General features: G+C 60.2%; 25 protein-coding genes, 1 tRNA gene and 1 pseudogene. 14 read left to right on the top strand and 13 right to left on the bottom strand.

Annotated features, from left to right (window positions below; genetic code table 11):
* The first annotated feature begins 105 nt into the window (after positions 1–105).
* The gene (soxB, locus tag E5678_RS10615) at positions 106–1,830 is read left to right on the top strand and encodes a thiosulfohydrolase SoxB (protein WP_136178495.1); all 1,725 of its coding nucleotides are present in this window, start codon (positions 106–108) and stop codon (positions 1,828–1,830) included.
* A 308-nt stretch (positions 1,831–2,138) separates the two neighbouring features.
* On the opposite strand, the gene E5678_RS10610 is transcribed toward soxB, so the two are convergent.
* A complete protein-coding gene (locus E5678_RS10610; RefSeq protein ID WP_247596982.1) occupies positions 2,139–3,020 on the bottom strand; it encodes a hypothetical protein in 882 nt (293 codons plus the stop codon).
* Positions 3,010–3,948 carry a hypothetical protein gene (locus E5678_RS10605; RefSeq protein WP_136178494.1) on the bottom strand — a complete coding sequence of 313 codons (939 nt, stop codon included), beginning with the start codon at positions 3,946–3,948 and terminating at the stop codon, positions 3,010–3,012. Before E5678_RS10605 ends, E5678_RS10610 begins: the two co-directional genes overlap by 11 nt.
* A gap of 580 nt (positions 3,949–4,528) precedes the next feature.
* On the opposite strand from E5678_RS10605, the gene E5678_RS10600 reads away from it, so the two are divergent.
* From E5678_RS10600 to E5678_RS10585, 4 genes are all read left to right on the top strand, one after another.
* Positions 4,529–4,759 (top strand): hypothetical protein, encoded by a 231-nt coding sequence (locus E5678_RS10600; protein ID WP_136178493.1) that lies wholly within the window; start codon positions 4,529–4,531, stop codon positions 4,757–4,759.
* A gap of 417 nt (positions 4,760–5,176) precedes the next feature.
* Positions 5,177–5,455, top strand: a complete 279-nt coding sequence (locus E5678_RS10595) for a hypothetical protein (protein ID WP_136178492.1) — start codon at positions 5,177–5,179, stop codon at positions 5,453–5,455.
* A gap of 215 nt (positions 5,456–5,670) precedes the next feature.
* The gene (locus E5678_RS10590; protein ID WP_136178491.1) at positions 5,671–6,843 is read left to right on the top strand and encodes a replication initiation factor domain-containing protein; all 1,173 of its coding nucleotides are present in this window, start codon (positions 5,671–5,673) and stop codon (positions 6,841–6,843) included.
* Positions 6,840–7,748, top strand: coding sequence for a site-specific integrase (locus tag E5678_RS10585; protein WP_136178490.1), 909 nt, complete (start codon positions 6,840–6,842; stop codon positions 7,746–7,748). The genes E5678_RS10590 and E5678_RS10585 overlap by 4 nt, the downstream gene beginning before the upstream one ends.
* Here E5678_RS10585 and E5678_RS10580 read toward each other — a convergent pair.
* From E5678_RS10580 to E5678_RS10550, 7 genes and pseudogenes are all read right to left on the bottom strand, one after another.
* A protein-coding gene (locus E5678_RS10580) for an IS3 family transposase (RefSeq protein WP_136177497.1) occupies positions 7,745–8,901 on the bottom strand; the annotation gives its coding sequence in 2 pieces (ribosomal slippage) (positions 7,745–8,634 and positions 8,634–8,901; 1,158 coding nt in all). The genes E5678_RS10585 and E5678_RS10580 overlap by 4 nt on opposite strands.
* Before the next feature lie 57 nt (positions 8,902–8,958).
* A pseudogene (locus E5678_RS10575) lies at positions 8,959–9,294 on the bottom strand (IS481 family transposase); the annotation flags it as partial.
* Between the two features lie 432 nt (positions 9,295–9,726).
* Positions 9,727–9,802, bottom strand: a tRNA-Thr gene (locus tag E5678_RS10570).
* 10 nt (positions 9,803–9,812) lie between these two features.
* Positions 9,813–10,820, bottom strand: coding sequence for a class 1 fructose-bisphosphatase (locus E5678_RS10565; protein ID WP_136178489.1), 1,008 nt, complete (start codon positions 10,818–10,820; stop codon positions 9,813–9,815).
* Between the two features lie 39 nt (positions 10,821–10,859).
* Complete coding sequence (pepN, locus tag E5678_RS10560) at positions 10,860–13,556, bottom strand: aminopeptidase N (RefSeq protein WP_210732024.1); 2,697 nt, start codon at positions 13,554–13,556, stop codon at positions 10,860–10,862.
* A gap of 71 nt (positions 13,557–13,627) precedes the next feature.
* Positions 13,628–14,732 (bottom strand): peptide chain release factor 2 gene (prfB, locus tag E5678_RS10555; RefSeq protein ID WP_136178488.1). Its coding sequence is split into 2 segments (ribosomal slippage): positions 13,628–14,650 and positions 14,652–14,732, totalling 1,104 coding nucleotides; the frame shifts between segments, so codons are not numbered across the junction.
* A 111-nt stretch (positions 14,733–14,843) separates the two neighbouring features.
* Positions 14,844–15,380 carry a hypothetical protein gene (locus E5678_RS10550; protein ID WP_136178487.1) on the bottom strand — a complete coding sequence of 179 codons (537 nt, stop codon included), beginning with the start codon at positions 15,378–15,380 and terminating at the stop codon, positions 14,844–14,846.
* A 157-nt stretch (positions 15,381–15,537) separates the two neighbouring features.
* Between E5678_RS10550 and E5678_RS10545 the strand changes: the two genes are divergently transcribed.
* On the top strand, positions 15,538–16,338 hold the full coding sequence (locus E5678_RS10545; RefSeq protein ID WP_168708540.1) for an alpha/beta fold hydrolase: 801 nt from the start codon (positions 15,538–15,540) through the stop codon (positions 16,336–16,338).
* A 6-nt stretch (positions 16,339–16,344) separates the two neighbouring features.
* Here E5678_RS10545 and E5678_RS10540 read toward each other — a convergent pair whose 3' ends face one another.
* A complete protein-coding gene (locus E5678_RS10540) occupies positions 16,345–17,277 on the bottom strand; it encodes an alpha/beta hydrolase (protein WP_136178485.1) in 933 nt (310 codons plus the stop codon).
* 173 nt (positions 17,278–17,450) lie between these two features.
* On the opposite strand from E5678_RS10540, the gene E5678_RS10535 reads away from it, so the two are divergent.
* The gene (locus E5678_RS10535; protein WP_247597017.1) at positions 17,451–19,136 is read left to right on the top strand and encodes an AMP-binding protein; all 1,686 of its coding nucleotides are present in this window, start codon (positions 17,451–17,453) and stop codon (positions 19,134–19,136) included.
* A 37-nt stretch (positions 19,137–19,173) separates the two neighbouring features.
* Here E5678_RS10535 and E5678_RS10530 read toward each other — a convergent pair whose 3' ends face one another.
* The gene (locus E5678_RS10530) at positions 19,174–19,767 is read right to left on the bottom strand and encodes an OmpA family protein (protein ID WP_168708539.1); all 594 of its coding nucleotides are present in this window, start codon (positions 19,765–19,767) and stop codon (positions 19,174–19,176) included.
* A gap of 439 nt (positions 19,768–20,206) precedes the next feature.
* On the opposite strand from E5678_RS10530, the gene E5678_RS10525 reads away from it, so the two are divergent.
* The 4 genes from E5678_RS10525 to E5678_RS10510 all read left to right on the top strand — a co-directional run bounded on the left by E5678_RS10525 (position 20,207) and on the right by E5678_RS10510 (position 22,921).
* A complete protein-coding gene (locus E5678_RS10525; protein WP_136178482.1) occupies positions 20,207–21,250 on the top strand; it encodes an aldo/keto reductase in 1,044 nt (347 codons plus the stop codon).
* A gap of 122 nt (positions 21,251–21,372) precedes the next feature.
* Positions 21,373–21,864 carry an aminoacyl-tRNA deacylase gene (locus tag E5678_RS10520; RefSeq protein WP_136178481.1) on the top strand — a complete coding sequence of 164 codons (492 nt, stop codon included), beginning with the start codon at positions 21,373–21,375 and terminating at the stop codon, positions 21,862–21,864.
* Between the two features lie 74 nt (positions 21,865–21,938).
* Entirely contained in the window at positions 21,939–22,568 is a 630-nt protein-coding gene (plsY, locus tag E5678_RS10515) for a glycerol-3-phosphate 1-O-acyltransferase PlsY (protein WP_136178480.1), read from the top strand.
* Positions 22,565–22,921 carry a RidA family protein gene (locus E5678_RS10510; protein ID WP_136178479.1) on the top strand — a complete coding sequence of 119 codons (357 nt, stop codon included), beginning with the start codon at positions 22,565–22,567 and terminating at the stop codon, positions 22,919–22,921. Before plsY ends, E5678_RS10510 begins: the two co-directional genes overlap by 4 nt.
* Before the next feature lie 43 nt (positions 22,922–22,964).
* Here the strand turns inward: E5678_RS10510 and E5678_RS10505 are convergent, their stop codons facing one another.
* A complete protein-coding gene (locus E5678_RS10505; protein ID WP_136178478.1) occupies positions 22,965–23,612 on the bottom strand; it encodes a TIGR02281 family clan AA aspartic protease in 648 nt (215 codons plus the stop codon).
* Positions 23,613–23,644: 32 nt separating this feature from the next.
* On the bottom strand, positions 23,645–24,130 hold the full coding sequence (locus E5678_RS10500; RefSeq protein WP_136178477.1) for a YajQ family cyclic di-GMP-binding protein: 486 nt from the start codon (positions 24,128–24,130) through the stop codon (positions 23,645–23,647).
* Positions 24,131–24,169: 39 nt separating this feature from the next.
* Between E5678_RS10500 and murB the strand changes: the two genes are divergently transcribed.
* From murB to E5678_RS10485, 3 genes are all read left to right on the top strand, one after another.
* On the top strand, positions 24,170–25,234 hold the full coding sequence (murB, locus tag E5678_RS10495) for a UDP-N-acetylmuramate dehydrogenase (protein WP_136178476.1): 1,065 nt from the start codon (positions 24,170–24,172) through the stop codon (positions 25,232–25,234).
* A 19-nt stretch (positions 25,235–25,253) separates the two neighbouring features.
* A complete protein-coding gene (locus E5678_RS10490) occupies positions 25,254–26,192 on the top strand; it encodes a Gfo/Idh/MocA family oxidoreductase (protein WP_136178475.1) in 939 nt (312 codons plus the stop codon).
* Between the two features lie 163 nt (positions 26,193–26,355).
* A complete protein-coding gene (locus tag E5678_RS10485; protein WP_136178474.1) occupies positions 26,356–26,679 on the top strand; it encodes a DUF4148 domain-containing protein in 324 nt (107 codons plus the stop codon).
* Positions 26,680–26,691: the final 12 nt, after the last annotated feature.

The raw sequence follows: 26,691 nt of genomic DNA, 5'->3' as shown, positions 1-26,691 counted from the left end.
GCGCTGCGGCGCCGCACCGATTGCTCCCGAGACCCGCGGTGGTCGGGGAGGGCGTCACAAAAAAATTTGGCGCAAATATCAGCAATCAATTGATAAGGAATGTTTATGAGCTTCAGTCGTCGTGAATTCATGCAGGTCCTGGCTGTCGCCAGCGCCGGTGGCATGGCCCTGGATCACAAAGATGTGCTGGCGGGCAAGCCCGGGGCAGGGCAAGCCCTTTACGATCTGCCCAAATTTGGCAATGTGAGCTTCCTGCATTTCACCGACTGCCACGCGCAGCTCATGCCGATCTACTTCCGCGAGCCCAATATGAATCTGGGTGTGGCCGAAGCGCTTGGCCGCCCGCCCCACCTGGTGGGTGAGGAGCTGCTCAAGTATTTCAAGATCCGCCCGGGCACACCTGAAGCGCATGCATTCACTTACCTCAACTTCGAGAAGGCCGCCAAAACCTACGGCAAGGTGGGTGGTTTTGCTCACCTGGCCACCTTGGTCAAGCAGATGAAGGCCAGCCGCCCCTACGCGATGCTGCTCGACGGCGGAGACACCTGGCAGGGCAGCGCGACGGCCCTTTGGACCAACGGCCAGGACATGGTCGATGCCTGCAAGTTGTTGGGCGTCAACGCCATGAGCGCGCATTGGGAATTCACCCTGGGTGAGAAACGCGTCAAGGAAATCATCGAAAAAGATTTCGGCGGGCAGCTCGATTTCCTGGCTCAAAACGTCAAGACCAACGATTTCGGCGACCCGGTGTTCAAGCCCTATGTGATCAAGGAAATGAACGGTGTGCCTGTGGCCGTGATCGGCCAGGCTTTCCCCTACACCCCGATCGCCAACCCCCGCCACATGGTGTCGAACTGGGCGTTCGGCATCCAGGACGACAACATGCAAAAGATGGTCGACGAGGCGCGCTCCAAAGGCGCCCAGGCCGTCGTTGTGATCTCGCACAACGGCATGGACGTAGACATCAAGATGGCCTCCCGCGTGACCGGTATCGATGCCATTCTGGGTGGGCACACCCATGACGGCATGCCGGCGCCCATCGTGGTCAAAAACGCCAGCGGCCAGACCCTGGTCACCAACGCCGGTTCCAACAGCAAGTTTTTGGGCGTGCTCGACTTTGACGTGCGCGGTGGCAAGGTACAAGACTTCCGCTACAAGCTGCTGCCCGTATTCGCCAATCTGTTGCCGGCCGATACCGAAATGCAGGCCTACATCGAGAAAGTCCGCGCGCCCTTCAAAGGCAAGCTGGAAGAAACGCTTGCAGTATCAGAAGGGCTGCTCTACCGCCGCGGCAACTTCAACGGTTCATGGGACCAGCTCATCGTCGATGCCTTGATGGAAGTGAAGGGCGCTGACCTGGCGTTTTCACCCGGGTTCCGCTGGGGCACGACCATCCTCCCGGGTCAGGCGATTACCCGTGAGCTCATGATGGACCAGGTGGCGATCACCTATCCCGCCAGCACCCTCAATGAAATGTCGGGTGAAACCATCAAGACCGTGCTGGAAGATGTCTGCGACAACCTCTTCAACCCCGACCCTTACTACCAGCAGGGCGGTGACATGGTGCGCGTGGGCGGACTGGCCTACACCTGTGACCCCAAGGCCGACTCTGGCAAGCGCATCAGCAACATGATGCTCAAAGGCAAGCCCATCGACGCCGACAAAACCTACAAGGTCGCCGGCTGGGCGCCTGTGGCCGAAGGCGCCACGGGCGAGCCGATCTGGGATGTGATGGAAGCTTTCTTCAAGAACCACAAGACCATTGCCCCTCGCAAGCTCAACACGCCCAAGCTGATCGGCATGGGGGGCAATCCTGGTATGGCTGGCTAAGTCCAAAGGTCGCGCGCGGGCTGCGGCTAGGGAAGCGCCGGATAAACCCAACGTGCGCGGCGTGGTTTTTGCGGGATGAAGCACGAGGTGTGCATTCCGAGGTCAGCCTAGCTGTGCAACAAAACCTGCATCCGGAGTGTAGGCCCGCAAAACCACGGTCCGCAAGGGAGCGACCTAAATAAGGCGTCTGACGCACTTGTTGGCTTGCGTATGCACCCGGCACACGACACGCCTAGCAGGCACCGCCAGCCATCCTGTTTTGAATCTGAACGCCCATCGCCGAGGGGTATGCAGCGCCTCCCTGGCGCTCAGCTGCGCGGCGGCGCCGGGAGATGGGGGTGCGGGTGTATTTGATAGTACAGGTCGCTGTAAATTGTTGACAATTGGCCCAGTACAGCTTGTGTCTTGATGAGATCTTCGTCAAAAGAGCCCTTGGCGTCTGCGCTGTCAACGGCTGGTTGAAGGTGGCGCAGGCTGACCTGTTGAAACTCATTCACACATGACATCATGGCGGCGTCGGGTGGTAGTGGATACGGGGCGGTTCGGTAGCTCGGATTGAGTGATAAAAATGTTGAAAACAGGCGTTCGACAATAAAAGGCAGATACGGTGCTTTGACAATGTATTTCGCGGGATCAAATACGGAAACGCCAATGGGTGCCTCCGGTGTCTCTTCAAGGAATCGCGCGATAGGGTCAAGCACCTTGCCCACAAAGGCTTCCCAGAATGCAGGCGTAGCCACCCAAAAGTTGCCGTAGCAGAGGGTCCTTTTGTCATGACGAGGGACGGTTGAGAGATCCCAGTCAATACCCGCGGCATTGAGCAAGCCTTGTGCGCGCTCGGTCAATCCTGGGTGGACAGATTCGCCCTGCATCCACACGTTGTATGAGGTGTAAAGCAATCTCGGGAAAACGTTGATGAAGCACACATCTGCATCGAGTTGGCGTGAGGAGAATTGTAGAAAATCCTGTCCTGTCAAGCCAGATTTCAATCGGAATTTTGGCGAGAAGATCCCGGTCAAATCGGCTCCCTGATGGCCTCCCTTGCGGAAAAAATCAACAAAAATACGAAACTCGCGCCAGTCCGCATGCCGGTTGTCGGGCAGCCTCAGGGGAGCGAAGCATGGATCGGTCAGTGCCTGTCCTGGCTCCCAAAGGGGCTCGTGAATGATGACTCGGCGTTCAGTGCTCATGGGGGTCTTTGACTTTGTTGGTCTGGAACCAGGGAAGGTGGGGTCGAGGATCACCATGGTCAAAATTGACCACGTGACGATTCATGTAGGCCAGCGCCCCCATGGTGCTGTGGTGCGATGCCGACTGGAAGTACGCCATGGCTTTGCTGTCATAGATGCCGCATGCATCCATCGCATCCACCTCGTCACCAAAGAGATTCACCAAGTCGCGGTCAAACGGAAAGATGCAGCGCTCCAAGACCTGCGCGCGCGTGTGCGAGTAGAACAGCGCGTGGTCGGAAAATTCAGCCTGAATATACAGATTGGTGGCAAGCTCAAGCAGAAATGGCAAGGCGCCGGGTCGGTGCGCAGCCAGCCCGTAATAGTTGACAGGTTGGTAAAGAAAGCCGTGGAGTTCTGACCCCAATTCCCCTGCGTTGAGTCGAAGCACCGGAAGAACGAGGTCGGTCATGAGCCTCTCCCAGAACCGGGGAGTACCGAACCAGTAGCTGCTCATGCCATGATTGCCATGGTGTTGACGCCCCAGCGCTTCAAAACTCAATGGAACCCGCGCCGTGTTTAGAACCAGTTGAAACCGTTTGAGCATGTCTGGATCATCGAAGCTCAGTGGCATCCGGGCGCTGGAGTTGAAGCTGTCATAGACTCTTTGTGGGAATGGATTGACGAAATAGACATCCCGTCCCGGGGTTTGCTCGATCCAGCGTCGTACCTCATGACCATCCAGCAGGCCTTTGGCCAAGAAACGGCTTGAGACTGCGCCAAGGACATCAACTGTTTGGTGCCGCCCTTCACGATACAGCTGCTCGAAAATCTGGAACTCACGCCATTCCGGATGGGGATTTTGACGAAAATCCAGCATTTCGAACCCAGGGATCGGGCGCTCGAATTGGTGCTCGAAGATGCAGTTCTGCAGGAGTTGGATATTCATTCAGGCTTCAGTCTGTTTTACATTGCAAGGAGCCGGAGATGATTTCAGGTTGGACCCGTTTCCGATGTCGGTGCTGCTTCCAGCGGTAAGCAAAGGGAGCTTGCGCGAACGTATATGTCTGGTTCAGGCGGTTGTAAACCGGTTGATGGCTACCCTCAGGCCGAACCTGCAGTGGTGGGTGCTGCTGCGGTCGCAGAAAGCGATGCAATGCCATGCGCATGTTCATGGTCCAAATGTCGAGTTGCAACAGGTCGCTTCCGCTGTTTCTAGGGGGCAATCTGTTGCAACTCGGGATCTGGGGCGCTTTGGGTATGTGTTTCAGCGGGGGGATACATCCAGCTTTCATCCTAGCGGATGAAAGCTACACTTTGTGACTTTTTGCGTCCTGGTCGCCAGGGGTGAGCCCATCTGAGATGTGACGGGCGCCTTCTTCAATAGCCAGAAGCCCATTGCCGCTCGCAAGCTCAACACGGCCGTGTTGTCGGCAAGGCCGCATGAAGAGGGTCTTTTCCGGTGAAGAAAAGGGAAAAGAGTGCGTTTGATATGCTCTTTCTGTCTGTTCACCAATCAAGGAAATTCAATGATCAAGCATGCAGGAGCGCTCATCGCGGTGACTTTGCTCATCGCGGGTTGCGCCACCTCCAAGCCATTCTGGGCCAAGCCCAACATTTCAGCCGACGATACCTATACCGAATTGTCCGAATGCCGCTTCAAAGTGGGCGTGAGCAAAGTGGACGATTCCGACAAGGATCTGCTGGTGGCACACTGCATGCGCGGCAAAGGGTTCCGACTGCTTGCCAACCAGAGTTGAGCGCGCAGCGCTTGCTGGCGAAAAGCCCCAACACAGCCTGGCTGTGGTGGGGCTTTTTTGATGCCCTGGTGGTTCACCCGCGCACCCATAGAAAAACCCCGCACACCATGACAGCGTGCGGGGTTTCAATGTGGTGCCGGAGAGATGAATCGAACACCCGACCTTCTCATTACGAAGGGCTCTCCCGGTAGGTCTCCCCAGTGAGACACAGGCGCGTAACCCATTTTTTGCTGTCAATGGCAACGAAGGAGTTACGCATGACTGAACGGATTTTCGAGGCTGGAAGTCGCGGTTTCATTGGGGGTATGGGGGCTGTGGCCCCCATGGAGCGAAGCGCTGCGGCTGTTACGGATGTGGCCTGTGTAGAGGCATGGCGCGGAGTACAGCGGTGGCGTGCGTGTGCTTCTGTTGCGCGCCATGATCAACAAAACAGAGCATGCTCTCCAGGTCATACCGCCAAAGGCAATGGGGTGCGCAATGAAGAAGAAGGCGACGATTCCACTAGCGCCTGATCATGCACAGCCTTACGTGATGGGCATCGCGGATCAGCTTTCCGACGACCCGATGCTGCGCAGTCTCATCGGCTCTCGCTTCAAAGTGGTTGTCAACTACGACGCGGAAGCTAGGCGCGTGACGTACTCGTTTCGTGCGCCTGAGGACTTCGACCCCAACGACTCGGATGCTGTCCCGACGTGAATTAGCAACACCTGTTGACCACCACCGAGTGGTTCGCGTAGCATTCACGTAGCAAATAACGGGTCTGGTGTCCCGGTCACAAAACGCTCTGTCGCGAAAGAATCCTCGTGTGGCCTATATGGTCTGAGGCCGGCAACTAGCTACGAATGCGTTTGCGAATCCCTCAACCGGGTTCGCTGCTGCATGGCTAGAGCGAACCCTTCTCAGGAGTTCGCATGGAACATTTCCAAGCACCCAATTCAGTTTTCGATAGGTCCTCTGCTGCGGTCACGCCGGGCGAGGCGGACGCCCGCACCTGCGGGAGCGCAGCAGAGCAACAGCCTCGACCCCGTGTAGTAACCACGGGGGGAAAGAATGTAGCCGAGAGGCATCCGGTAGACAGTGGTGAAATTTTCGGTACCGGCGAGCGGATCGAGCTTCGGTCAGGTGGGCCTGATGGTGTCCGTGTTGTTCGCCATCTTGACCCTGTTGAAACTGTCCCTGTCAATGTTGCGTTCCTCGATGCGCTGGCGTTTTCTGTCGTACCTCCAGACGAAAAATCCTACGTCTGGGTCATCGAACAGATGCAGCAATTCTTGCCCATTGAGACCGTTGAAAATCGCCGCGGCTTGTTCGGGTTTCGATACTCTGCGCGCATTGGTGATGGGGTCGCCGTCATCGCATGGGGAGGGGAGAGTCAACGCGGGCGGGTGTTCTTTTCGTTGATGGGGCAGGGCTGCTCAATGGTCAACGACTGGGCAGCTTTGCAGGCATGGATGGAGACGCATCGCGCATCCATCAAACGGGCCGATGTTGCCTATGACGACTACGAAGGCAAGCTGGTCAGCATCGCATGGGCGGTCGATCAGTACCGTTCCGAGGGGTTCAACGCTGGCGGGCGCAAGCCTCGTTCTGAATGCTTCGGTGATTGGCTTGATGGCGAAGATTCAACCAAGGGGCGAACCATTGGCATTGGGTCGCGGGCCAGCGGCAAATATGCGCGGTGCTACGAGAAGGGAAAGCAGCTCGGGGACACCACCAGCCCATGGACGCGCATCGAAGTCGAATGGCGGGCGCAGGATCGGCATATTCCCTATGACGTGCTCACACGCCCTGGTCAATATCTGGCCGGTGCTTATCCTTGCTTGATCGTTCTTGACGAGGTGCAATCCACGATCAAGACGGTTTCCAAAGGTGCACAGATCGCCTATGACCGGGCGGTTGAAAATGCGAGTGTGAGTTGCGGCAAGGTGGTCAATTTGATGCTGGCGGTGGCCGGGGGCGACTATGCCGAAGTGGTCAATCAACTGGTTCGACCGGGCATTCCGAAGCGCATTGAGCCGTTCAGTTATCACGTCAGGCAAGACCCGATGATGCTGGATCGTGCTGTGGGGAGGGCGTCGTCATGACCCTCTACAAACGCAAAGACTCGCCGTATTACTGGGTCAAATTTTCACCAATCAAGGGTGAGCTGAAACCCTTGATGCAAAGCACGGCCACGGCCAACAAAAGGCAGGCGCAGCAGTACCACGACAAGCTGCAAGGTGAGCGCTGGGAGCAAGACAAGCTGGGTGTACGTCCTAGCCATACATGGGACGAAGCTGCGGCCAAGTTCTTGGAGGAAACGAGTCACAAGCGCACCCACGAATGGGACAAGTCCATGCTGCGCTGGTTCCACCCACATCTAGGGGGGAAAGACCTCGCAGATATCAACCGAGCATTGTTGGATCAGGTGCGCGCAGTGCGAGCAAACGGCATGGCTCCGGCCACGGCCAATCGCTACATGGCCTTGGTGCGAACCATCTTGAGGCGGGCCTGCATCGAATGGGAATGGCTGGACCGTGTGCCCAAGGTCGGCATGATGCGAGACAACGGGGGGCGTTTGCGCTCACTGACTCGGGCAGAGTTCACAAGGCTGCTGGCTGAGTTGCCGGAGCACCTAGCCGATATGGCACAGTTTTCTGTTGCCACTGGTCTGAGGCAGGCGAACGTGGCCGGGTTGCAATGGCGCCAAATCAGCTTGGAGCGGCGGCATTTATGGGTGGGGGCGGACCAGCACAAAAACGGCAGTGCTCACGCGGTGCCATTGAATGAGGCGGCACTGGCGGTCTTGCTCAAGCGGCAAGGTGGTCATTCAATTAATGTGTTCACCTACGAAGGCAGTCCCATCGTCCAGGTCAACACAAAGGCGTGGCGCAATGCGCTGAAGAGAGCAGAGATAGTCGATTTTCGATGGCATGACTTGCGGCATACTTTTGCTACTTGGCATCGTGAAGCCGTGGGCTTCCCCCAGTTTCCCGGACGGTTTGCTTAGCCCATTAAGCCTTGCTCAAAGTTGACTGGGCTGAGGAAGTCTAGCTTTGAGTGTTTACGCACCGGGTTGTAGAAGCGCTCGATGTAGTCGAACACGTCGGACCTGGCTTCTTCCCTTGTCCGGTAGACCTTGCGGCTGAGCCGTTCGGTCTTCATCGACGAGAAGAAGCTCTCCATCGCAGCGTTGTCCCAGCATTCACCTCGACGACTCATGCTGCAGGTGATGCCTTGTGCCTTGAGCAACCGCTGGAAGTCGTCGCTGGTGTACTGGCTGCCCTGGTCCGAGTGATGCATCAGCGAGCTGGGTTTGCCGCGCCGCCAAAGGGCCATCAACAAAGCGTCGCTCACCATCTTGGCCTGCATGGTGTCGCTCATCGACCACCCCACGATGCGGCGTGAGTACAGGTCCATCACCGCTGCCGCATACAGCCAGCCCTCAGCCGTCCAGATGTAGGTGAAGTCAGCCACCCACTTTTGGTTCGGACCACTGGCCTCGAAGTCGCGCTGCAGATGGTTGGGCGCGATATGGTTCTCAAGCCTGCTGCCCGTATCACCAGGTAGCCTGCGTCGCTTGTGGCGGGCTTGCAGCTTGGCCAGGTGCATCAGCCGGATGACCCGATTCATCCCACAGGTCTCCCCCAGCGCTCGAAGGTCGTGCCAGACGCGTGGACTGCCGTAGGTTCGGTCGCTGAGTTCGAAGCTCTCTCGGATGAGGCGGGTGAGCCTGGCGTCGTCTTGGCTGCGCTGGCTCGGCGCTCTGTCCATCCATTCGTAGAAGCCGCTGTGGGAGACCGCCAGAACCCGACACATGGTGCGGGTGGGCCAGACACTACGATGCCGCGCGATGAAGCCGTACTTCACTGCGGGTCCTTTGCAAAGTAGCCGAGCGCTTTTTTTAGGATGTCGCGCTCCGTGGTCACGCGGCGTAGTTCGCGTTGCAGCCGCTCCACCTCAGTGGCGGCCTCACTGCGAAGCGGCCGGTTCGGCCTAAGGTCCAACACTCCGCCACGTTCCTGGGTGACCCACCGCCTGAGCACGCTGGTCTGGATACCCAAGTCCCGCGCAATGTTCGTGACCGTGGCTCCTGGCTGCTTGCACAGCTTCACTGCCTCACGTTTGAACTCGTCCGTGAAGCTCCTTCGGGTTCTTGTCATACCTATCTCCTGAACACATCATGTCATTGGATGTGTCCGGGAAACTGGGGGAAGCCCACCCAGCCCATGGCGGCGCAAACACCGGTCCAGGCCCGAACGGGTCGCCTTGGAGCAGATGAATTCGCGGGTGACCGCCAGCAAGTCGTCCAGCGGCAGCAGCAAGGTGCGGCGCAGCTCCACGACCACGCGCTCTTGGGCGGGTGTCAGGGTGGTTTGAAGGCGGTGCGCCGTGTGCGAGCAGTCCTGAAAGGTGGAGCGCTTCTTCCACTTGTAGACCGTGGCTTCGGTGATGCCAAAGCGCTGAGCCAGGCTGGCCGCACTGGCGCTGCTGGAAGCGATCTCGGCACGGATGGCGGGCGTTGTTCGCGCGTTCTTGTGCAAGGCAATCATCATGGAAGCTCTCCGGTGGGTTGCATCAGACTTTGTACCAACTCTCTCATGGCCGTCCTGGCCATGAACAATGGGTACCGTCTGGAGTCTATGCAATCATCCGGGATGCGACACTTAGACATTCAAATAGAGGCCTACGAAGAGGATTCTTTGCCAAGCTTTTCCTCAAGGAAGGAAACCTTTTTCTCGAACTTGCAGCCAAAGATCCCAGTTTGACTTTAGAGCGCTTAGCCGAGGTCGAGAACGCCTTGGAAAAAAGAGGGCCTAGAGAGTAGGTGTAGGCAAATCAAACTTACTCCTTCGTGCGTCCGCCAGACTGAAGTGAGCTTCGCATCGCGCTTGTGTAGAGCGAGTGCTTGGGGTAATAATCGCGATGGTTACACGTCAGCTACATAGAAAAAGCCCCTCACCATGACAGCGAGGGGCTTTTAAGAGTGGTGCCGGAGAGATGAATCGAACACCCGACCTTCTCATTACGAATGAGCTGCTCTACCGACTGAGCTACACCGGCAATCCTACGATTATAGCTCGGTGTGATAGCCCGTGAGGCGGTTGACTTCGTTTTTTGAACCCAGAATCACACTGACCCGCTCGTGGAGCTTGGTTGGCTGGATGTCGAGGATGCGTTCGCGTCCGTTGGTTGCCGCGCCGCCGGCCTGTTCGATCAGCCAGCTCATGGGGTTGGCTTCGTACATCAAGCGAAGCTTGCCTGGCTTGCCGGGTTCGCGCTTGTCCCATGGGTACATGAAAATGCCGCCGCGGGTCAGGATGCGGTGCACATCGGCCACCATGCTGGCGATCCAGCGCATGTTGAAATCTTTCTCGCGCGGGCCTTCTTGGCCGGCAAGACATTCGTCGATATAGCGCTTCACGGGGGTGTCCCAGTGGCGCATGTTGCTCATGTTGATGGCGAATTCCTGGGTATCGGCCGGAATTTTCACGTGCTCCTTGATGAGCACGAAGGAGCCTTGTTCCCGGTCCAGCGTGAACATCGCCACGCCGTCGCCCACGGTGAGCACCAGGGTGGTCTGCGGGCCGAACACGCAGTAGCCAGCAGCCACTTGCTTGCAGCCTTGCTGCAAGAAGTCGCCTTCGGTCACACCGCGTGCGCCTTCGGGCTTTTTCAGCACGCTGAAAATCATGCCGATGCTGACGTTCACATCGATGTTGGAAGAGCCATCGAGGGGATCAAACAGCAGCAGGTATTCGCCCTGGGGGTAACGGTTGGGCACCACGTAGATGCCTTCCATCTCTTCGCTGGCCATGGCGGCCAGGTGGCCACCCCATTCATTGGCTTCGATCAGCACCTCGTTGGCGATGATGTCGAGCTTTTTCTGCATCTCGCCTTGCACGTTTTCTGTGGTGGCAGACCCCATGACATCGCCCAGTTCGCCTTTGTTGACGGCCTGTGCGATGCTTTTGGAAGCGCGGGCCACCACCTCAAGCAGCAAGCGGAGGTCGCCGGGGATGTGGCCGTCGACCCGTTGCTGTTCAACGAGGTACCGGGATAGAGAGATTTTTTTTCCCATGGGAATCCTGTGTGTAGATGATGCAGTGAGCGAGCCGACTCAGTCGGCCAGGGCGCGCGTGATCACTTCACGCACGTCGTTGCTGAGGTTGGGCTTGGCGGCGACACGGGCGATGGATTCACGGGCGGCGCTGCGGTAAGGCTCGGCCAGCTTTTTCCAGCGGTCCAGTGCGCGTGCCAGGCGCGCGGCCACCTGCGGGTTGAAGGCGTCGAGTTCCATCACGCGTTCGCTCCAGAACACATAGCCTGCGGCATCGGCGCGGTGGAACGCGGCTGGGTTGGCGTTGCAGTAACTGAAGATCACACTGCGCGCGCGGTTCGGGTTCTTCATCTGGAAATCGGCATGCTTCATGAGCTGGCGCACGGCGGGCAGGATGTGTCCGTTGCGGTCTGGTGCACCGGCCTGCAGGGCAAACCACTTGTCGATCACCAAGGCGTCGCCTTTGAAGAGGGCATGGAAGCGGGCCAAGGCGTCCTGAGCGAGCGGCTGGCCGCTGCTCACCAGCGCCTGCAGGGCGTTGAAGCGGTCGGTCATGTTGCTGGCGTCTTTGAAGCGCTGCAAGGCTTTGCCGGGCCACACGGGATTGCCGTCCGGGTCCGCTGCGAGGCACAACATGTTGAGCGACAGGCCGGTGAGGGCGCGTCGGCCTGCGCTGGTGGCGTCGGGCTGGTAAGCGCCGCTGTCCTGGTGGTGGTCGAACGCCCATGCCCAGTCGCTTTGCAGCGCCAGTGCCAGCTGTTTGCGCATGGTTTCCCGCACCGCGTGGATGCGCTGCGGATCGACCACGTCCAGCTGCTCGGCGATGTAGGTCTCGCTGGGCAAGGTGAGCACGAGTTCCTTGAAGGCCGCGTCCAGATCCGCATGGCGCAGCACACTGCGCATGGCTTCCAGGTAAGCCGCATCGAGTGGCTCGGAGATGGCCGGGCCGTCAGCGCGCACAGCGGCCAGCGCCAGCCGCAAGGCGAGGCGCTGGCCCGCTTCCCATCGGTTGAAGGCATCGCTGTCATGGGCAAGCAAGGCCAGCAACTGAGCGTCTGTGAGGTCGATATCGAGCACCACTGGTGCGGAGAATCCGCGCAAGATGGACGGCACCGGCTCGGCGTCGACATTGTCAAATGTCACCGTCTCGCTGGTTTCGCTGAGCACAAAGGTGTGGTTGAGGCCCAGGTCGGCGCCGTCGCTGGCGCGCTGCAAGCGGATGGCAGCGCCCGAAGCGTCCAACAGGCCGAGCGCGACCGGGATCACAAAGGGTTCTTTGTGGTCCTGGCCGGTCGTGGGGGCGCAGGTCTGGCTGAGTTCCAGCGTGTACTGGCGCTGGGCAGCGTCGTAAACCCCTTTGGCTTTGACCACGGGCGTGCCGGCCTGGCTGTACCAGCGTTTGAACTGGGTCAGCTGTTTGGCCAGCTCGGTTTTGGGGTTGGCATCGGCCATGGCCTGGATGAAGTCGTCACAGGTAACGGCCTGGCCATCGTGGCGCTCGAAGTAGAGCTTCAGGCCCTGGGCGAACCCGTCGCGACCGACCAGGGTCTGCACCATGCGGATGACCTCGGCGCCTTTTTCATAGATGGTGACGGTGTAGAAATTGTTGATTTCGACATAGGTGTCGGGCCGCACCGAGTGCGCCATGGGACCGGCGTCTTCGGGAAACTGCGCCGTGCGCAACACCCGCACGTCTTCGATGCGCTTGACGGCGCGTGCTGAGGGTTCAGCGCACATGTCCATGCTGAATTCCTGGTCACGGAACACCGTGAGACCTTCTTTCAGCGAGAGCTGGAACCAGTCGCGGCAGGTGACGCGGTTGCCGGTCCAGTTGTGGAAGTATTCGTGCCCAACGACCGACTCGATGTTGGAGAAGTCCACGTCGGTGGCGGTGGCGGGGCTGGCCAACACGTATTTGGTGTTGAAGATGTTGAGGCCCTTGTTCTCCATCGCGCCCATGTTGAAGTCGCTGGTGGCCACGATCATGAAGCGCTCCAGATCGAGCGGCAAACCAAAGCGCACTTCGTCCCAGATCACGCTGTGGATCAGCGCGTTCATGGCGTGCTCGGTTTTCTCCAGATCACCGGGGCGCACATAGATCTGCAGCAAGTGTTCTTTGCCCGAGCGGGTGAGGATGCGCTGGTTGCGCGACACCAGCTGTCCTGCAACGAGGGCAAACAGGTAACAGGGCTTTTTGTGGGGGTCGACCCACTTGGCGAAATGGCGCCCGTCGGGCAGATTGCCTTCTTCCACCAGATTGCCGTTGGACAACAGCACCGGGAACTTGGCCTTGTCGGCCCGCAGCGTCACGGTGTAGCTCGCCATCACATCGGGGCGGTCGAGGAAATAGGTGATGCGGCGGAAGCCTTCGGCTTCGCACTGCGTGAAAAACGTGCCCTCGCTCACATACAAACCCATGAGCTGGGTGTTTTTCTCGGGCGCGCAGGTGGTGAAGATCTCCAGATTGAAGGGCTCATCACCCTCCGGCAGGTTTTCCAGCACCAAGGTCTCGCCGTCCATCTTGAACGAACACCCAGCGCCGTTGACCAGCACGCGGGCCAGATTCAGGTCTTCTCCGGCGAGTCGCAAGGGCTGCGCAGGCACATCGCCGTTGCGGCGCAGGCTCATCTTGTTGAGCACCCGTGTCTTGACGGGATCCAGGTCGAAGCTCAGGTCGACGGTATCGATCCAGTAGGCAGGTGGTGTGTAGTCTTCACGACGGACCACGGTGGGATTGCCTTCACGCAGTGAACTCATGCGGATTCCATTTCAAATGTCGGATCGCGCTGGCCGCCCCAAAAGGGTACATACGACCAGTGCGATGGGGATCAGACCCCTTGTTTCAGCGAAGCTTCGATGAAGGCGTCCAGGTCGCCGTCCAGCACTTTTTGTGTCGCAGAGATTTCCACGTTGGTGCGCAAATCCTTGATGCGGCTGTTGTCCAGCACATACGAGCGAATCTGGTGACCCCAGCCCACGTCCGTTTTGGTGTCTTCCAGCTTTTGCTGCTCTTCCTGCTGTTTGCGCAACTCGTGGTCGTACAGGCGCGAGCGCAAACGCTTCCACGCCACATCCCGGTTGCCGTGTTGGCTTCGACCGTCCTGACACTGCACCACAATGCCCGTGGGAATGTGGGTCAGGCGCACGGCCGAGTCGGTCTTGTTGATGTGCTGACCACCGGCGCCCGAGGCGCGGTAGGTATCGGTGCGCACATCAGAGGGGTTGATGTTGATCTCGATAGAGTCGTCGACTTCGGGGTACACAAACACCGAGGCGAACGAGGTGTGACGGCCGCCCGATGAGTCGAAAGGGCTCTTGCGCACCAGCCGGTGCACGCCAGTTTCGGTGCGCAGCAGGCCAAACGCGTAGTCGCCTTCGATCTTGATGGTGGCGCCCTTGATGCCCACGGTGTCGCCAGCGGATTCGTCTTCGATCGTTGTCTTGAAGCCTTTGCGCTCGGCATAGCGCAGGTACTGGCGCAGCAACATGCTCGCCCAGTCGCAAGCCTCGGTGCCGCCCGCGCCGGCCTGGATGTCCAGGAAACAGTTCAACGGATCGGCCGGGTTGTTGAACATGCGCCGGAATTCGAGCTTCTCGACTTCAGCCGACACCTTGGCGGTTTCGCCCTCGATGGTGATCAGCCCGGCTTCGTCGCCGTCGGCCTCGGACATTTCGAACAGCTCGCTGTTGTCTGTGAGCTCAACGCTGAGGCGGTCGAGCACCACCACCACGTCTTCCAGCGATTTTTTCTCGCGGCCCAGATCTTGCGCGCGCTTGGGATCGTTCCAGACCGTGGGGTCTTGTAGCGCGGACTCAACTTCCTTTAACTTGGATGCTTTGGCATCGTAGTCAAAGATACCTCCGTAACTCGCCGACCCTTGCGGTCAGGTCGGTGAGTGAATTGCGGATGGTGTTGGTGCGTTCGGCTTCCATGGGGTGCTTTCTGGTGTTCGGTGATGCAAAGATCGCCCATTTTCTCATGCACTGGCGCGCGGGGACAACTGACCGACAGAAGCATCGGGTGCAGCGGTGCCCCCAGCGAGGTCAGTACCGCCAGCTGGCGCCCACCATCACCGCAGCGAAGCCCAGCCACTGGGTCTCCAGGGCGATGTCGGGCGTGAGCTGGTATCCCAGCGTGGGCACCACAGCCGGAGAGAAACCGTGGAAATTGAGGGGTACCTTGTTCTCGTAGGGGTAGGTATAGCCGTAAAGCAAGCCAGCGCTGACCGAAGCAAACAGCTTCGGAATGGACGGGACGATGTCGGGGAAGGTCTTTCCCACGAAAACGTAGAGCGATGGCTGCCCAAATGAATTGGTGAACAGGCTCATGCCGCAGAAGTTGCGGTCCACAAGGCCTTGCCGGAGGCTCACGGCATGAACCCGGTGGTGCGCCTCTGAAGGTGACCAGTGCCGGGTGTAGTTCGAAAAAAATACTTCGCGATCACCGGATCCAGGTGGCGCTTGCAGGGCCTGGGCCAACCCGGGGCAGAGGCTGTCGTCGGCCATCGCGGCTGCGGACAGCCCGCTCAGCAGGGCCGCAGCGGTGATGGAGCGGGCCCATGCCCTACGATGCGATGCCATGCGGATGCTCTTTGGATATTTGTTGAAGTCGTTGCACTTGCTGTTGCAGCCATCAGGTCCGGTTTCCCGGTCGCGTTCGGCCGCCTGGATTTTGGGCCTGGTGTGGCTCAGCCTGCTGAGCGGCTGCGCGGGGTACGACCAGTGGAGCCGAACGAAAGTGTACAGACCTACGCCTGTTCAGGGTGCCCAGGCCTGGGAGCGCTTGCTGGCCGAGCGACCAGATGTGACGTCCTTCTCGGTCGTGGTTCCGCCCGGCCATCAGCAAGTGGCGGTGTTGAGCGTGCTGGCCAGCCCGGGTGAGGTCAGCCCGGTTCGGGTCCTGTACTTGCACGGCACGTTCAGGCACGCCTTTCGAAATCTGCCCAAAACCGCGGCCATGCACAGGGCCGGTCTGGACGTGTTCCTGCCCGACTACCGTGGCTGGGGTATTTCCAGCGTGGTGCTGCCCAGTGAAGCCTCAATCGACGAAGACGCCATGGCCGTCTGGCAAGCTCTTCGGGATGAAACTTCCACTTCGACAGGGTCACCGCCTCGGCCTGTGCGCTGGGTGATTTACGGCCACTCCATGGGATCTGCCGTGGCCATCAAACTCGCCGCCAAGCTCAAGTCTCAAGGCGAAAATGTGGTTTGCGGGGTGGTGTTGGAGAGTGCCCTCACCAGCTTTTCGGATGTGGCCTATGAAGCGGCCGGGTGGCCCGGCCGCTGGCTGGTGGCGCTGGGGAGAGAAAAAATGCGGGCGATAGACCACATTGGCGATATTCCAACGCCGGTGTGGTTTTTGCACGGGGAATTCGACAAAGTGATACCCATGCGGTTGGGCCGGCGTTTGTTCAATCACGCGCCGGAGCCCAAGCACTGGGCTGAGTGGCCGCTGGAACACAGCAACCTGCACACCGACCCGACCGGTCGTTACGACCAGACCTGGGTCGATATCAAGGCGGCTTGCCTGGCGCCTTGATCGCCGTCAAGCGGCCAGAAAGCGCTCAATCAGCGTGGCCAGGGCCTGAGGCTGGTCGTGGTGGAGCATGTGTCCGGCATCGTCAATCACGGCGGAGCGGACGTCCTCGATATTCTTGAGGCGCTCCTGGTATTCGGCCAGCGTGAACTGCCCTTTCCACCATTGTGAGAGGCTGTCGTCGCTCGCTGTCACGCTCAACACCGGCGCCGTGATGCGGCGGTAAATAGCCAGGGCCTCTTCAACCTGGTACAGGTTGGCATTGGAGATTTTGTGGGCGGGGTGCCCCTGAATGGCCCAGCGGCCATTGGCATCGGGTGCGGCCCACTGCCGGGCCAGCCATTCGGCCTTGCCCACGGCCAGCCTCGGGTTGGTTTTCATCAGGCGTTTGGCCACACCCTCTGCCGAGTCGTAGTCTTTGAGCGCCTTTTCGCCCTGGCGCAACGCCTTGACCTCGTCCATCCATTTGGCATAGCGATCGGGCGCTTGCGCGGGCCGGGTGGCCGCCAGGCCAAAACCCTCAAGATTCACCAAGCGGTGGATGCGCTGAGGCCGCACACCGCTGTACATCATGGCCACGTTGCCGCCCATGCTGTGGCCCACCAAGTCCACGGGTTGGTCGCCCACCCAATGATCGAGCAGCACATCCAGGTCGGCCATGTAATCGGGGAACCAGTAGCCGTCGACATGGGATGTGGAGCTTGGGTCGATCTCGTCCAGGCGGCAACTTTGCCCGAATCCCCGCCAGTCGGGGGCGATGATCCAGCGTTGTTCGGCCAGGGCATCCACCATGAATTGCCACGAAGCGGCTACATCCATCCAGCCGTGGACCAGCACCAGCGGCACCTGCCCTGGCTGGGGCTCGCCCCATTGCAGCACATGGTATCGGTGGTCCCGCACGGGGATAAACGAGCTACGGAAGGGCTTCTGGGCTTGGTACATTCAAGCCATCATAAAGACACCTTTGGAGACCGGCGATGCAGAAGAGTCATGGCAGAGACAAGGGCAGCCAGCGGGGCGGCCTCCGACGGCCGGCCCACGGGGCAGGGAGCAAGGCTGACACATACGAGGCGCTGCATGCCGGTTTTGGCTGGTCGGTCCCCGAGCATTTCAACATGGCCGAGGCCTGTTCCCGCCGCTGGGCCGAGGATGTTTCAACGGCCGACCGCGTGGCTGTGATTGCCACGGGCTCGGATCGCCCAGACCGCTTACACAGTTACCGCGAACTGCAGCAGCAGGCCAACCGCCTCTCACATGCCCTGCATGCCCTGGGCGTGCGGCGCGGCGATCGGGTGGCCATCGTGATGCCCCAGCGTTTCGAGACGGCTGTGGCCTACATGGCGGTGTTGCAGATGGGGGCCGTGGGCATGCCTTTGTCGCAGCTGTTCGGCCCCGAGGCGCTGGCGTTTCGTCTGCACGACAGCGAGGCCCAGGTGGCTTTGTGCGACGGCAGCACGCTGGCCGCTGTGCAATCTGTGAGCGGCGAGTGCCCGGTACTGCACGCGGTGATTGGCGTGGGCGCCCGGCAATCTGGGGCCTCGGCGCTGGATTGGGCTGCGGTGCTGGCCCAGGAGCCCAGTGAATTTGAGCCTGTGCGCACGCTGGCGGAGGAGCCAGCTGTGCTGATCTATACCAGCGGCACCACCGGCAACCCCAAAGGCGCGTTGATTCCCCACCGGGCATTGATCGGCAACCTCACGGGTTTTGTGTGCAGCCAGAACTGGTTCGGTTTTGATCCCTTCGATGTCAAGAAGCCTTCCGAAGCTGTTTTCTGGTCGCCGGCCGACTGGGCCTGGACAGGGGGGCTGATGGACGCCTTGTTGCCCACCTTGTATTTCGGCCGGTCCATCGTGGCGTTCAACGGCCGCTTCAGCCCTCAGGTGGCGTATGGGTTGATGGAGCGCCATGGCGTGACCCACACCTTCCTCTTCCCCACCGCGCTCAAGGCCATGATGAAAGCCGTGCCCGAGCCCCGGCAGCAGCACCAACTGCGGTTACAGGCCATCATGAGCGCGGGCGAGGCAGTGGGCGACGCGGTGTTTGCCTACTGCGAGCAGCAACTGGGGGTGACGGTCAACGAAATGTTCGGGCAAACCGAAATCAACTACATCGTGGGCAATTGCGCGCGCTTGTACCCGGCGCGACCGGGGTCCATGGGCAAGGGCTACCCGGGTCATCGGGTGGCGGTGATCGATGACGAAGGCAACGAGTGCGCCTCGGGTGTGCCAGGTGATGTAGCGGTGCACCGGCTGGACCGCCACGGGGATGCCGACCCTATTTTTTTCCTGGGGTACTGGAAAAACGAAGCTGCAACCCGCAGCAAATACACGGGTGACCCCGCCAACAGCTGGTGCCGTACAGGCGATATGGCCATCCGCGATGCCGATGGCTATCTCTGGTACCAGGGGCGGGCGGATGACGTGTTCAAGGCCGCGGGCTACCGCATCGGACCCAGCGAGATCGAAAATTGTCTGGTGAAGCACCCGGCTGTGGCGAATGCAGCTGTGGTCCCCAAACCCGATGCGGAGCGGGGCGCAGTGGTGAAGGCCTATGTGGTGCTGGCGCAAGAATACCTGGCGCGACTGCCCGGCCACGGGGCGGATCCGGGCAACTTTGAGCAGGCGCTCACCGTGGCACTGCAGGCGCATGTCAAAGGCAAGCTGGCCCCTTACGAATACCCCAAAGAGATCGAATACGTCGATGCACTGCCCATGACCACCACGGGCAAGGTGCAGCGGCGCGTTTTGAGGCTTCAGGAAGAAGCGCGCTACCGGGAGGCAGCGCTGGCGGCCAAGGCCTGAAGCGAACCAGGGGAATGTGGGCCGAAGCCCTCCAGGTTCAGAGATCGGCCACGAACACTTCCACACGCCGGTTCATCGCACGCCCGTCTGCGGTCGTGTTGTCGGCAATGGGTTGGTCGGGGCCCCAGCCCTGGGTGCTGAAACGCTCGGCGGCCACCTGGCGCCCGACCAGGTAGTCTCGCGTGCCATCGGCTCGCTGTTTCGACAGGGGCAGGTTGATCGCATCGGTGCCCGAACTGTCGGTGTGGCCCACGATTTCGATGGCTGTTTTGGGGTGCCTGTTGAGGCTCTCAGCGAACACATCGAGCACCTGGGCAAACGACGGGCTGACCGTGGATTGACCCAATCCGAAGGAAATGTCGGAGGGAATGTTCAGTTTGATGCGGCCTTCGGGTGTTTCCCCCACCGTGACTCCCGCTTCCGTGAGGTCCTTGCGCAATTCAGTGAGCTGGCTGCGCATGCCAGCCGACATCGTATCTGCCGTCGCTGCCGAGGCGGGAGTGTCTGCCGCACTGGCCTGAGCCGGTGTCTCCGGAGTCCCCATCAGCGGGGCGGTGCAGGCCGTCAGCCAAACACAAGCCAGTGCTAGGCCGCCCTTCAGGGCGCCATGAAAAATTCGGGTTGAACCCATGATCTGTTCCTTCAAATAAACCACGCGGCGAACAGATCGACTGAACCCCAACGCACCATCCCTGCCGTCAGTCCAGCAAGGGGCCTCCATGTTTTTATCCTGGGTTGGCCCGTCTGGGGCGCCTCCCCGGGAGGGCATGTCCGGTCGATGATGCATGAGTTGGTTGAGTGTGAATAGAACTTTTGAGTATTTTTTTGGAATTTATGGCCCATTTCATGCATTCTTAAGGGTTCATTTTTGGGCGTGGGTTGGCAAAGAAACGGCCTTGCGCTGCGGGAGCCCTTCGGGCTTGGCCCGGACGTCAACCTGCGAACCGCAGTTCAATGCCGAGCTGGATGCGACCCCGGTTCCAAGGTTCGGGGTCTAAACTGATGACTGTGCCAGGCCTTGGAGCGCCTGGCTTTCCACCCGTCTGCATTCTTGAATGAAAGCGATCTGCATGAAGACCGTTCAACTGGGCGCCTCTGCGCTGCACGTCACCCCGATCTGCCTGGGCACGATGACCTTTGGTGAGCAAGTGAATGAGGCCGACGCACACGCCATCCTGGATCGCTCGCTGGAGCGTGGCGTCAATTTCATCGATACCGCCGAGATGTACGCGGTACCGGCCAAAGCCGAGACCTGCGGTGCCACGGAAACCATCATCGGTAACTGGTTCGCGCAGCACCCTGGCGCGCGAGAAAAACTGCTGCTGGCGACCAAGGTAGCCGGGCCCGCACGCGGCATGCCCTGGGTTCGAGGCGAGGTCACCAAGGCCGGCATCATCGATGCGTGTAACGAAAGCCTTCGCCGCCTGCAGACCGACGTGATCGACCTCTACCAGATTCACTGGCCTGCCCGCAACCTGCCGGCTTTTGGGGCTTTGTATTTCGACCCGACGCGAGACAAGCCTTGCCTGTCAATTCACGAGCAGCTGGAGGCACTGGCTGAGCTGGTGAAGGCCGGCAAGGTTCGCGCGGTCGGGTTGTCCAACGAAACGCCGTACGGTGTCCACGAGTTTGTGCGTCTGGCGGAGCAACATGGCCTGCCACGTGTGGAAACTGTTCAGAACCCCTATTGCCTGATCAACCGCAGCTACGAGAACGGTCTGGACGAGACCTGCCATCGTCTGGGCGTGTCGTTGCTGGCCTATTCCCCGTTGGGTTTTGGCCTGCTCACGGGCAAATACGACACCACGGGGCTGGTTGGCGACGCGGGGCGCATGGCCCTGTACGAATCGGTGCGCAAGCAGCGCTGGGGCCGCCCTGAATCGCTGGCGACCGCACGGCGCTACAACGCACTGGCACGAGAATTCGGTTTGTCGCCCACCCAGATGGCGCTGGCGTTTTGCTATACCAACTGGCGCGTGGCCAGCACCATCATTGGCGTGACTTCGGTGGCTCAGCTCGATCAGTGTCTGGACGCCTGGGGCACCAAACTGTCGACCGAGTTGCTGGGTGAAATCGACAAGTTGCGTTGGGAAGTGCGGGATCCGGCTCAATGACGTTGGCTCACCCCTGCCACGCTGCGCGCTACCCCCTCAAAGGGGCAGCGCTGGCAGCCTGGTACAGCCGCGTTTCGCGGCGCCCTGTATCAGGCCCTTCGCCTCGCAGTTTTTAACTCTTTATGGCCAAGAAAAATCATGTGAGTGAGACGCAGGCCACAGCCTGGTTGAAGGCGAACGGCGTGGTGTTCACCGAGCATCCTTATGAATACCTGGAGCATGGCGGCGCGCAGCACAGTGCCCAGGTGCTCGGGCTGGCCCCGTATGCCGTGGTCAAAACCCTGATCATGCAAGACGAAGCTGCCAAGCCGCTGGCGGTGTTGATGCACGGCAACCGCACGGTGTCCACCAAAAACCTGGCGCGCCAGATCGGGGTCAAATCGGTTGAACCCTGCAAACCCGAGGTGGCGAACCGGCACAGCGGCTATTTGGTGGGCGGCACATCGCCGTTTGGGCTCAAGCGCGAGATGCCGATCTGGGTGGAGGCCTCGGTGCTGGACTTGCCGACCATCTGGATCAACGGTGGGCGGCGTGGTTACCTGGTGGGTCTGGCACCTGCGGTGCTCGCAGGCCCGCTGGGCGCCAAGCCAGTCAGCTGCGCGCTGGCAGAATAGGACGGTTGTGCCGGCTCCATGCGCGCGAGATGCGTGTGGAATCAGCCGGATCGGATTTCACTGAGGAGTTGAACTTGGAAGCTGTGTACCCTGTGTTGGCCACCGTGATCGCCTACCTGATCGGCTCGCTGTCGTTTGCCGTTCTGGTGAGCCGCGGTATGGGGCTGAACGATCCGCGCACCTACGGCAGCAAGAACCCTGGTGCGACCAACGTGCTGCGCTCGGGCAACAAGGCCGCCGCAGTGGTCACGCTGTTGCTGGACGCCTTGAAGGGCTGGCTGCCCGTGGTGGCCGTTGCCGGGTGGGGCGGTGCCTGGGGGCTGGGTGATGGCACGGTTGCATTGGTGGGGCTGGCGGCATTCCTGGGCCACCTCTACCCGGTCTTTTTCCGCTTTGAAGGTGGCAAGGGGGTGGCCACAGCAGCGGGCGTCATCGTGGGTTTCCAGCCCTGGCTGGGGCTGGCCGCCCTCGCCACCTGGGTCATCATCGCTTTTTTCTTTCGGTATTCGTCGCTGGCATCCATCGTGGCGGCGGTTTTTGCACCCTTCTTTTTCCTGCTCGGTGATGGCGTGGCCTGGGAGGCGCCCAATGCGCTGGTGTTGAGCTTGGCCGTGATGGGGTTGCTGCTGGTCTGGCGCCATACCGAAAACATCAACCGCCTGATTGCAGGCAAAGAAAGCAAACTGGGAACGAAAAAATCATGACACAGGGACTGGTGCGACAAGGGGTGGCTGCGCGTTACAGCGAAGCCGCCATTTTTAATGGTGTGGTGTACCTGGCGGGCATGGTGCCCGAGCGCGGCGACACCGACATTCGCGGGCAGACGGAAGATGTTCTGGCCCAGGTGGAACAACGCTTGATCGAGGCGGGCAGCGACAAGTCGCGCATTCTGCGCGCCCAGATCTACCTGAGCGATATCAGTGAAATCGGCGCCATGAACGAAATTTGGGACGCCTGGGTGGTCCCGGGCACCGCGCCGCCTCGGGCATCGGTGCAGGCGCCTCTGGCCGATGCGGGCTGGCACATCGAAATTGTGGTGACCGCTGCGCAAAAGTGATGGAACATGAGCCAGCGGGCAAACGCATGGGGCCGGCCTCGCCTTAGAAGCGCTTCTCCAGGGTCATCTGGTCATTGGTGCGTTGCATCTGGAAGCGGGTGAGAAAGGTGTTGCCAAGCAGCACATAGGGCATGGCCTGTGGACTGATCACCGCTTGCACGTCGTAAACCACCACTTCGCCAATGCGCACGGTGTCCAGCCGGATCACGTGGCCGACGACGGAACCGTTGGCGGTGTTGATCTGCACCTTCTGGCCGTGGTCGTATTTCAGGTTGATGCGGCGTGCTTCGGGCTCACCGATACCGATGCCGGTGGCCCCGGTGTCCACCATGAACTGCACCGATTTGCCATTGATCTGGCCCTGCGGCATGAAATGACCCCGTGAATCAGCGGTCATGACGATGCGTTGACCCGATCCGGCCGCAGCACCTCGACTGCCAACGCTGACAGGTGCCCCACCTACACGCAAGGTCTGGCGCTGGCCGTCGATGGCCACCGTCGCCGATTCGCTCTCCGTGGCGACCAGGGTCACGCCCATGTGTGTCTGCCCCGGGCTCATGAAGCGTGGTGCCGAACCGTCGATCACCAGCAAGGCTTTGCTTCCCGCGACGCCCGAGAGCGCAACCGACTGCGCAGATGCCGCTTGCACGGCAAACACCAGAGCGATGGAGAGTAGAGAGCGCGTGAGCATGAAGGGTTTTTCCAGGGCGCGGAGGAGGGAGGTCAGTCTCTGAAGTTGTTGAACGACAGGGGCAGGTCTTTCATCTCTGAGCGTATGAGCGCCATAGCGGCTTGCAGGTCGTCGCGCTTGGCGCCTGTTACCCGCACCGCGTCACCCTGAATGGCGCCTTGCACTTTGAGTTTGGCGCCCTTGATGGCCTGCTGGATCTTCTTGCCATCTTCGCTGCTGATGCCGTTTTTGACAGTGACCACTTGCTTGACTTTATCGCCACCGATTTTCTCGACCTTGCCCATGTCCAGGAAGCGCACATCGACGTTGCGTTTGGCCAGCTTGTTGCGCAGCACTTCTTCGACTTGCTGCAGTTGAAAGTCGGCATCACCAAACAAAGTGATGTCTTTTTCTTTCAATTCAATGGCGGCGCTGGTGCCTTTGAAATCAAAACGGGTGCCGACTTCCCGGGCTACCTGGTCCACGGCATTTTTGACTTCAACAAGATCGGCTTCAAGAACGGTGTCAAAAGAGGGCATGGGAGACTTTCGGAAGTACGTGAATGAGACAATACAGTCATGTTAGTCGAGAACAACGTGGCCCTGCAGCCACTCAACACTTTTGGCATTGCTGCCCGTGCACAAAGCCTCATTCGCGTTCGCCATGAGGACGATCTCACGGCCTGGAGGGCCCTGCCTGGCTGGGTTCCACCTTCGCCGGATGCCCCGGTGTTTGTGCTGGGCGGCGGCAGCAACCTGGTGATCACCGGGGATGTCAAAACCCTGATCTTGAAGGTCGAGATCGCGGGGCAGCGGCTGGTGGAAGAAACCGAAAAGGGCTGGCTGATCGAGGCCGGCGCGGGTGAAAACTGGCATGCCTTTGTCGCCTGGACCTTGGCCCAGGGCTGGCCTGGCCTGGAAAACATGGCTTTGATCCCGGGTTCGGTGGGGGCTTCGCCCGTTCAGAACATCGGTGCCTATGGTGTGGAGCTTCAAGACCGATTCCATTCACTTGATGCGGTGGACCTGGTCACCGGCCAGTCTTTCTCGCTCGATGCGGCCCAGTGCGGCTTTGGCTACCGCGACTCGGTCTTCAAACACGCGCCCTCCGACAAGCGCAGCTTCGGCTTGGCTGGGCGGGCCATCATCACCCGTGTTCGATTCCTGTTGCCCAAGCCCTGGAAGCCGGTGCTGGGCTACCTGGATCTGGAGCGCAAGATGACCGAGACGGGCATCAGCCAACCCGACGCACAGCAGGTTTTTGACTGGGTGGTGGCGATCCGCCGTGCCAAGCTGCCCGACCCTGCGGTGATCGGCAACGCGGGGAGTTTCTTCAAAAACCCCACCGTCAGCCTTGAGCAGTGTGCCGACATCATTGCGCGCGAACCCAAGGTGGTGCACTACCCCATGGCCGATGGCAGCATCAAGCTCGCCGCAGGCTGGCTGATCGACGCCTGTGGCTGGAAGGGCAAGAGCGTGGGCAATGCAGCGGTCTACGAGAGACAGGCGTTGGTGCTGGTCAACAAAGGTGGACCCAAGCAGCCGTGTACGGGGGGCGAAGTGATGACGCTGGCCAAAGCGATTCAGACCAGTGTGTACGAACGTTTTGGCATCATGCTGGAGCCGGAGCCCGTGGTGCTCTGAACACCTCCGGAGTTTGACAATGAAATTTGGCATTCTCGGGTGGGGCAAGATTGCCCGCACCCAACTCGCACCAGCGATTCTGGAGGCCGGACATGAGATCGCGGTGGTTGGCAGCCGCGAACCGGGAGCGGAGCAGATTCCCGGCTTGCCTGGCGTGCGCTGGCGAAGCTACGAGGCGGTGTTGGCCGACTCCGAGGTCGACGCGGTCTACATCGCGCTGCCCAATCACCTGCATGTGCCTTGGACGTTGCGCGCGCTGGAGGCTCGCAAACACGTGCTGTGCGAAAAGCCAATGGCGCTGACGGTGGCGGAAGTCGATGCAGTGCAAGCTGCCGCAGAGCAGTCTCAGCGCCACATGCAAGAGGCATTCATGGTGCGTCACCACCCGCAATGGCACATGCTGCGAGATCTGCCGCTGGGCGCATTGCGCTCGGTGCAGATCGGCTTTTCCTACGACAACCGCGATCCGGCCAACATCCGCAACCGGGCCGATCTTGGCGGCGGCGCGCTCTGGGACATCGGGTGCTACGCGGTGTTCGCAGGCATCTGGCTGTTCGGCCGCGAGCCGGACCATGTGCGCCTGCGCGCCACCAACCATGCGCAATGGGGAACGGATGTTCATGCCCACGGCGAGCTCGGCTGGGGTGGTGACGCCTGCCTGCAGTTTTACGTTTCGACCCAGTCGGCGGCACACCAGGGCGTGCGTGTGTTGGGTGAACGGGGCTGGGCCGAGCTGGCCGTGCCGTTCAATGCCCCGGCGCGCGTGTCGGTGCGCCAGTGCATGGATGGCGGCACCAGCGACAAGGCCACTGCCCACGAACTGGCGCCGGTGAATCAGTACGTTGAGATGGTGCGTGCGTTTGCATCCACCGCGCAGGAGGGCACCGCGACCGATCTCAGCGAGAGTCGGGCGGTGGCACAAACGCTCGTGCGGCTGAGGCACAGCGCCGGGTTGTGAGCACCCGCACAAGCACCCTCATCACGGCTAAAAATGCGACTGATTAAAAAAGGTGAATCCAATCGGTTGATCAAGGCGTACTGAGATCAAGGGGGCCGCAAACAGGCCATGCCAGTCCAGGCACCCGGAAGTCTTTTGTCAACTTGTTCAGATTGGAATCACCATGAAATCGTTTGTTATCGCTACCTTGCTCGCCACCACCGCTTTTGCCGCTTCGGCCATGCCGGGCAACGGCCAAATTTATGGCTTCGACACCGTATCCACCTCAGGCGCATCCAAGACGCGTGCCGAAGTGATTGCGGAGCTGCGCCAGGCACAGGCCGCCGGTACGCTGGCGTACGGCGAGTCCAGCTCCAGGCGAGAAAAGCGTGCCATGAATGGCGCCAACGGATTGACCCGCGCCGAAGTTCGCATGGAACTCGCAGAACTGGGCAAAGACGGCGCCTGGTTTGTCCAGGGTCCCAACGCTGGTATCTACCGCAACTGAAGTGCTTCGTCC

The sequence above is a fragment of the Hydrogenophaga sp. PAMC20947 genome, assembly GCF_004795855.1.
GTDB lineage: Bacteria > Pseudomonadota > Gammaproteobacteria > Burkholderiales > Burkholderiaceae_C > Hydrogenophaga.
Note: the sequence above shows the minus strand (reverse complement) of the source record. Positions and strands in the feature narration are given on the sequence as shown.

Coding starts and splice junctions, on each gene's coding strand:
- E5678_RS10550 (WP_136178487.1), bottom strand. CDS start 15,380: ATGGCATCGCATCGTAGGGCATGGGCCCGCTCCATCACCGCTGCGGCC.
- E5678_RS10520 (WP_136178481.1), top strand. CDS start 21,373: ATGGCCAAGAAAAATCATGTGAGTGAGACGCAGGCCACAGCCTGGTTG.
- pepN (WP_210732024.1), bottom strand. CDS start 13,556: ATGAGTTCACTGCGTGAAGGCAATCCCACCGTGGTCCGTCGTGAAGAC.
- E5678_RS10610 (WP_247596982.1), bottom strand. CDS start 3,020: ATGAGCACTGAACGCCGAGTCATCATTCACGAGCCCCTTTGGGAGCCA.
- E5678_RS10510 (WP_136178479.1), top strand. CDS start 22,565: ATGACACAGGGACTGGTGCGACAAGGGGTGGCTGCGCGTTACAGCGAA.
- E5678_RS10585 (WP_136178490.1), top strand. CDS start 6,840: ATGACCCTCTACAAACGCAAAGACTCGCCGTATTACTGGGTCAAATTT.
- E5678_RS10490 (WP_136178475.1), top strand. CDS start 25,254: ATGAAATTTGGCATTCTCGGGTGGGGCAAGATTGCCCGCACCCAACTC.
- E5678_RS10485 (WP_136178474.1), top strand. CDS start 26,356: ATGAAATCGTTTGTTATCGCTACCTTGCTCGCCACCACCGCTTTTGCC.
- E5678_RS10530 (WP_168708539.1), bottom strand. CDS start 19,767: ATGGGTTCAACCCGAATTTTTCATGGCGCCCTGAAGGGCGGCCTAGCA.
- E5678_RS10590 (WP_136178491.1), top strand. CDS start 5,671: ATGGAACATTTCCAAGCACCCAATTCAGTTTTCGATAGGTCCTCTGCT.
- E5678_RS10540 (WP_136178485.1), bottom strand. CDS start 17,277: ATGTACCAAGCCCAGAAGCCCTTCCGTAGCTCGTTTATCCCCGTGCGG.
- E5678_RS10565 (WP_136178489.1), bottom strand. CDS start 10,820: ATGGGAAAAAAAATCTCTCTATCCCGGTACCTCGTTGAACAGCAACGG.
- E5678_RS10505 (WP_136178478.1), bottom strand. CDS start 23,612: ATGCTCACGCGCTCTCTACTCTCCATCGCTCTGGTGTTTGCCGTGCAA.
- E5678_RS10600 (WP_136178493.1), top strand. CDS start 4,529: ATGATCAAGCATGCAGGAGCGCTCATCGCGGTGACTTTGCTCATCGCG.
- soxB (WP_136178495.1), top strand. CDS start 106: ATGAGCTTCAGTCGTCGTGAATTCATGCAGGTCCTGGCTGTCGCCAGC.
- murB (WP_136178476.1), top strand. CDS start 24,170: ATGTTAGTCGAGAACAACGTGGCCCTGCAGCCACTCAACACTTTTGGC.
- E5678_RS10525 (WP_136178482.1), top strand. CDS start 20,207: ATGAAGACCGTTCAACTGGGCGCCTCTGCGCTGCACGTCACCCCGATC.
- E5678_RS10605 (WP_136178494.1), bottom strand. CDS start 3,948: ATGAATATCCAACTCCTGCAGAACTGCATCTTCGAGCACCAATTCGAG.
- E5678_RS10595 (WP_136178492.1), top strand. CDS start 5,177: ATGATCAACAAAACAGAGCATGCTCTCCAGGTCATACCGCCAAAGGCA.
- E5678_RS10535 (WP_247597017.1), top strand. CDS start 17,451: ATGGCCGAGGCCTGTTCCCGCCGCTGGGCCGAGGATGTTTCAACGGCC.
- E5678_RS10500 (WP_136178477.1), bottom strand. CDS start 24,130: ATGCCCTCTTTTGACACCGTTCTTGAAGCCGATCTTGTTGAAGTCAAA.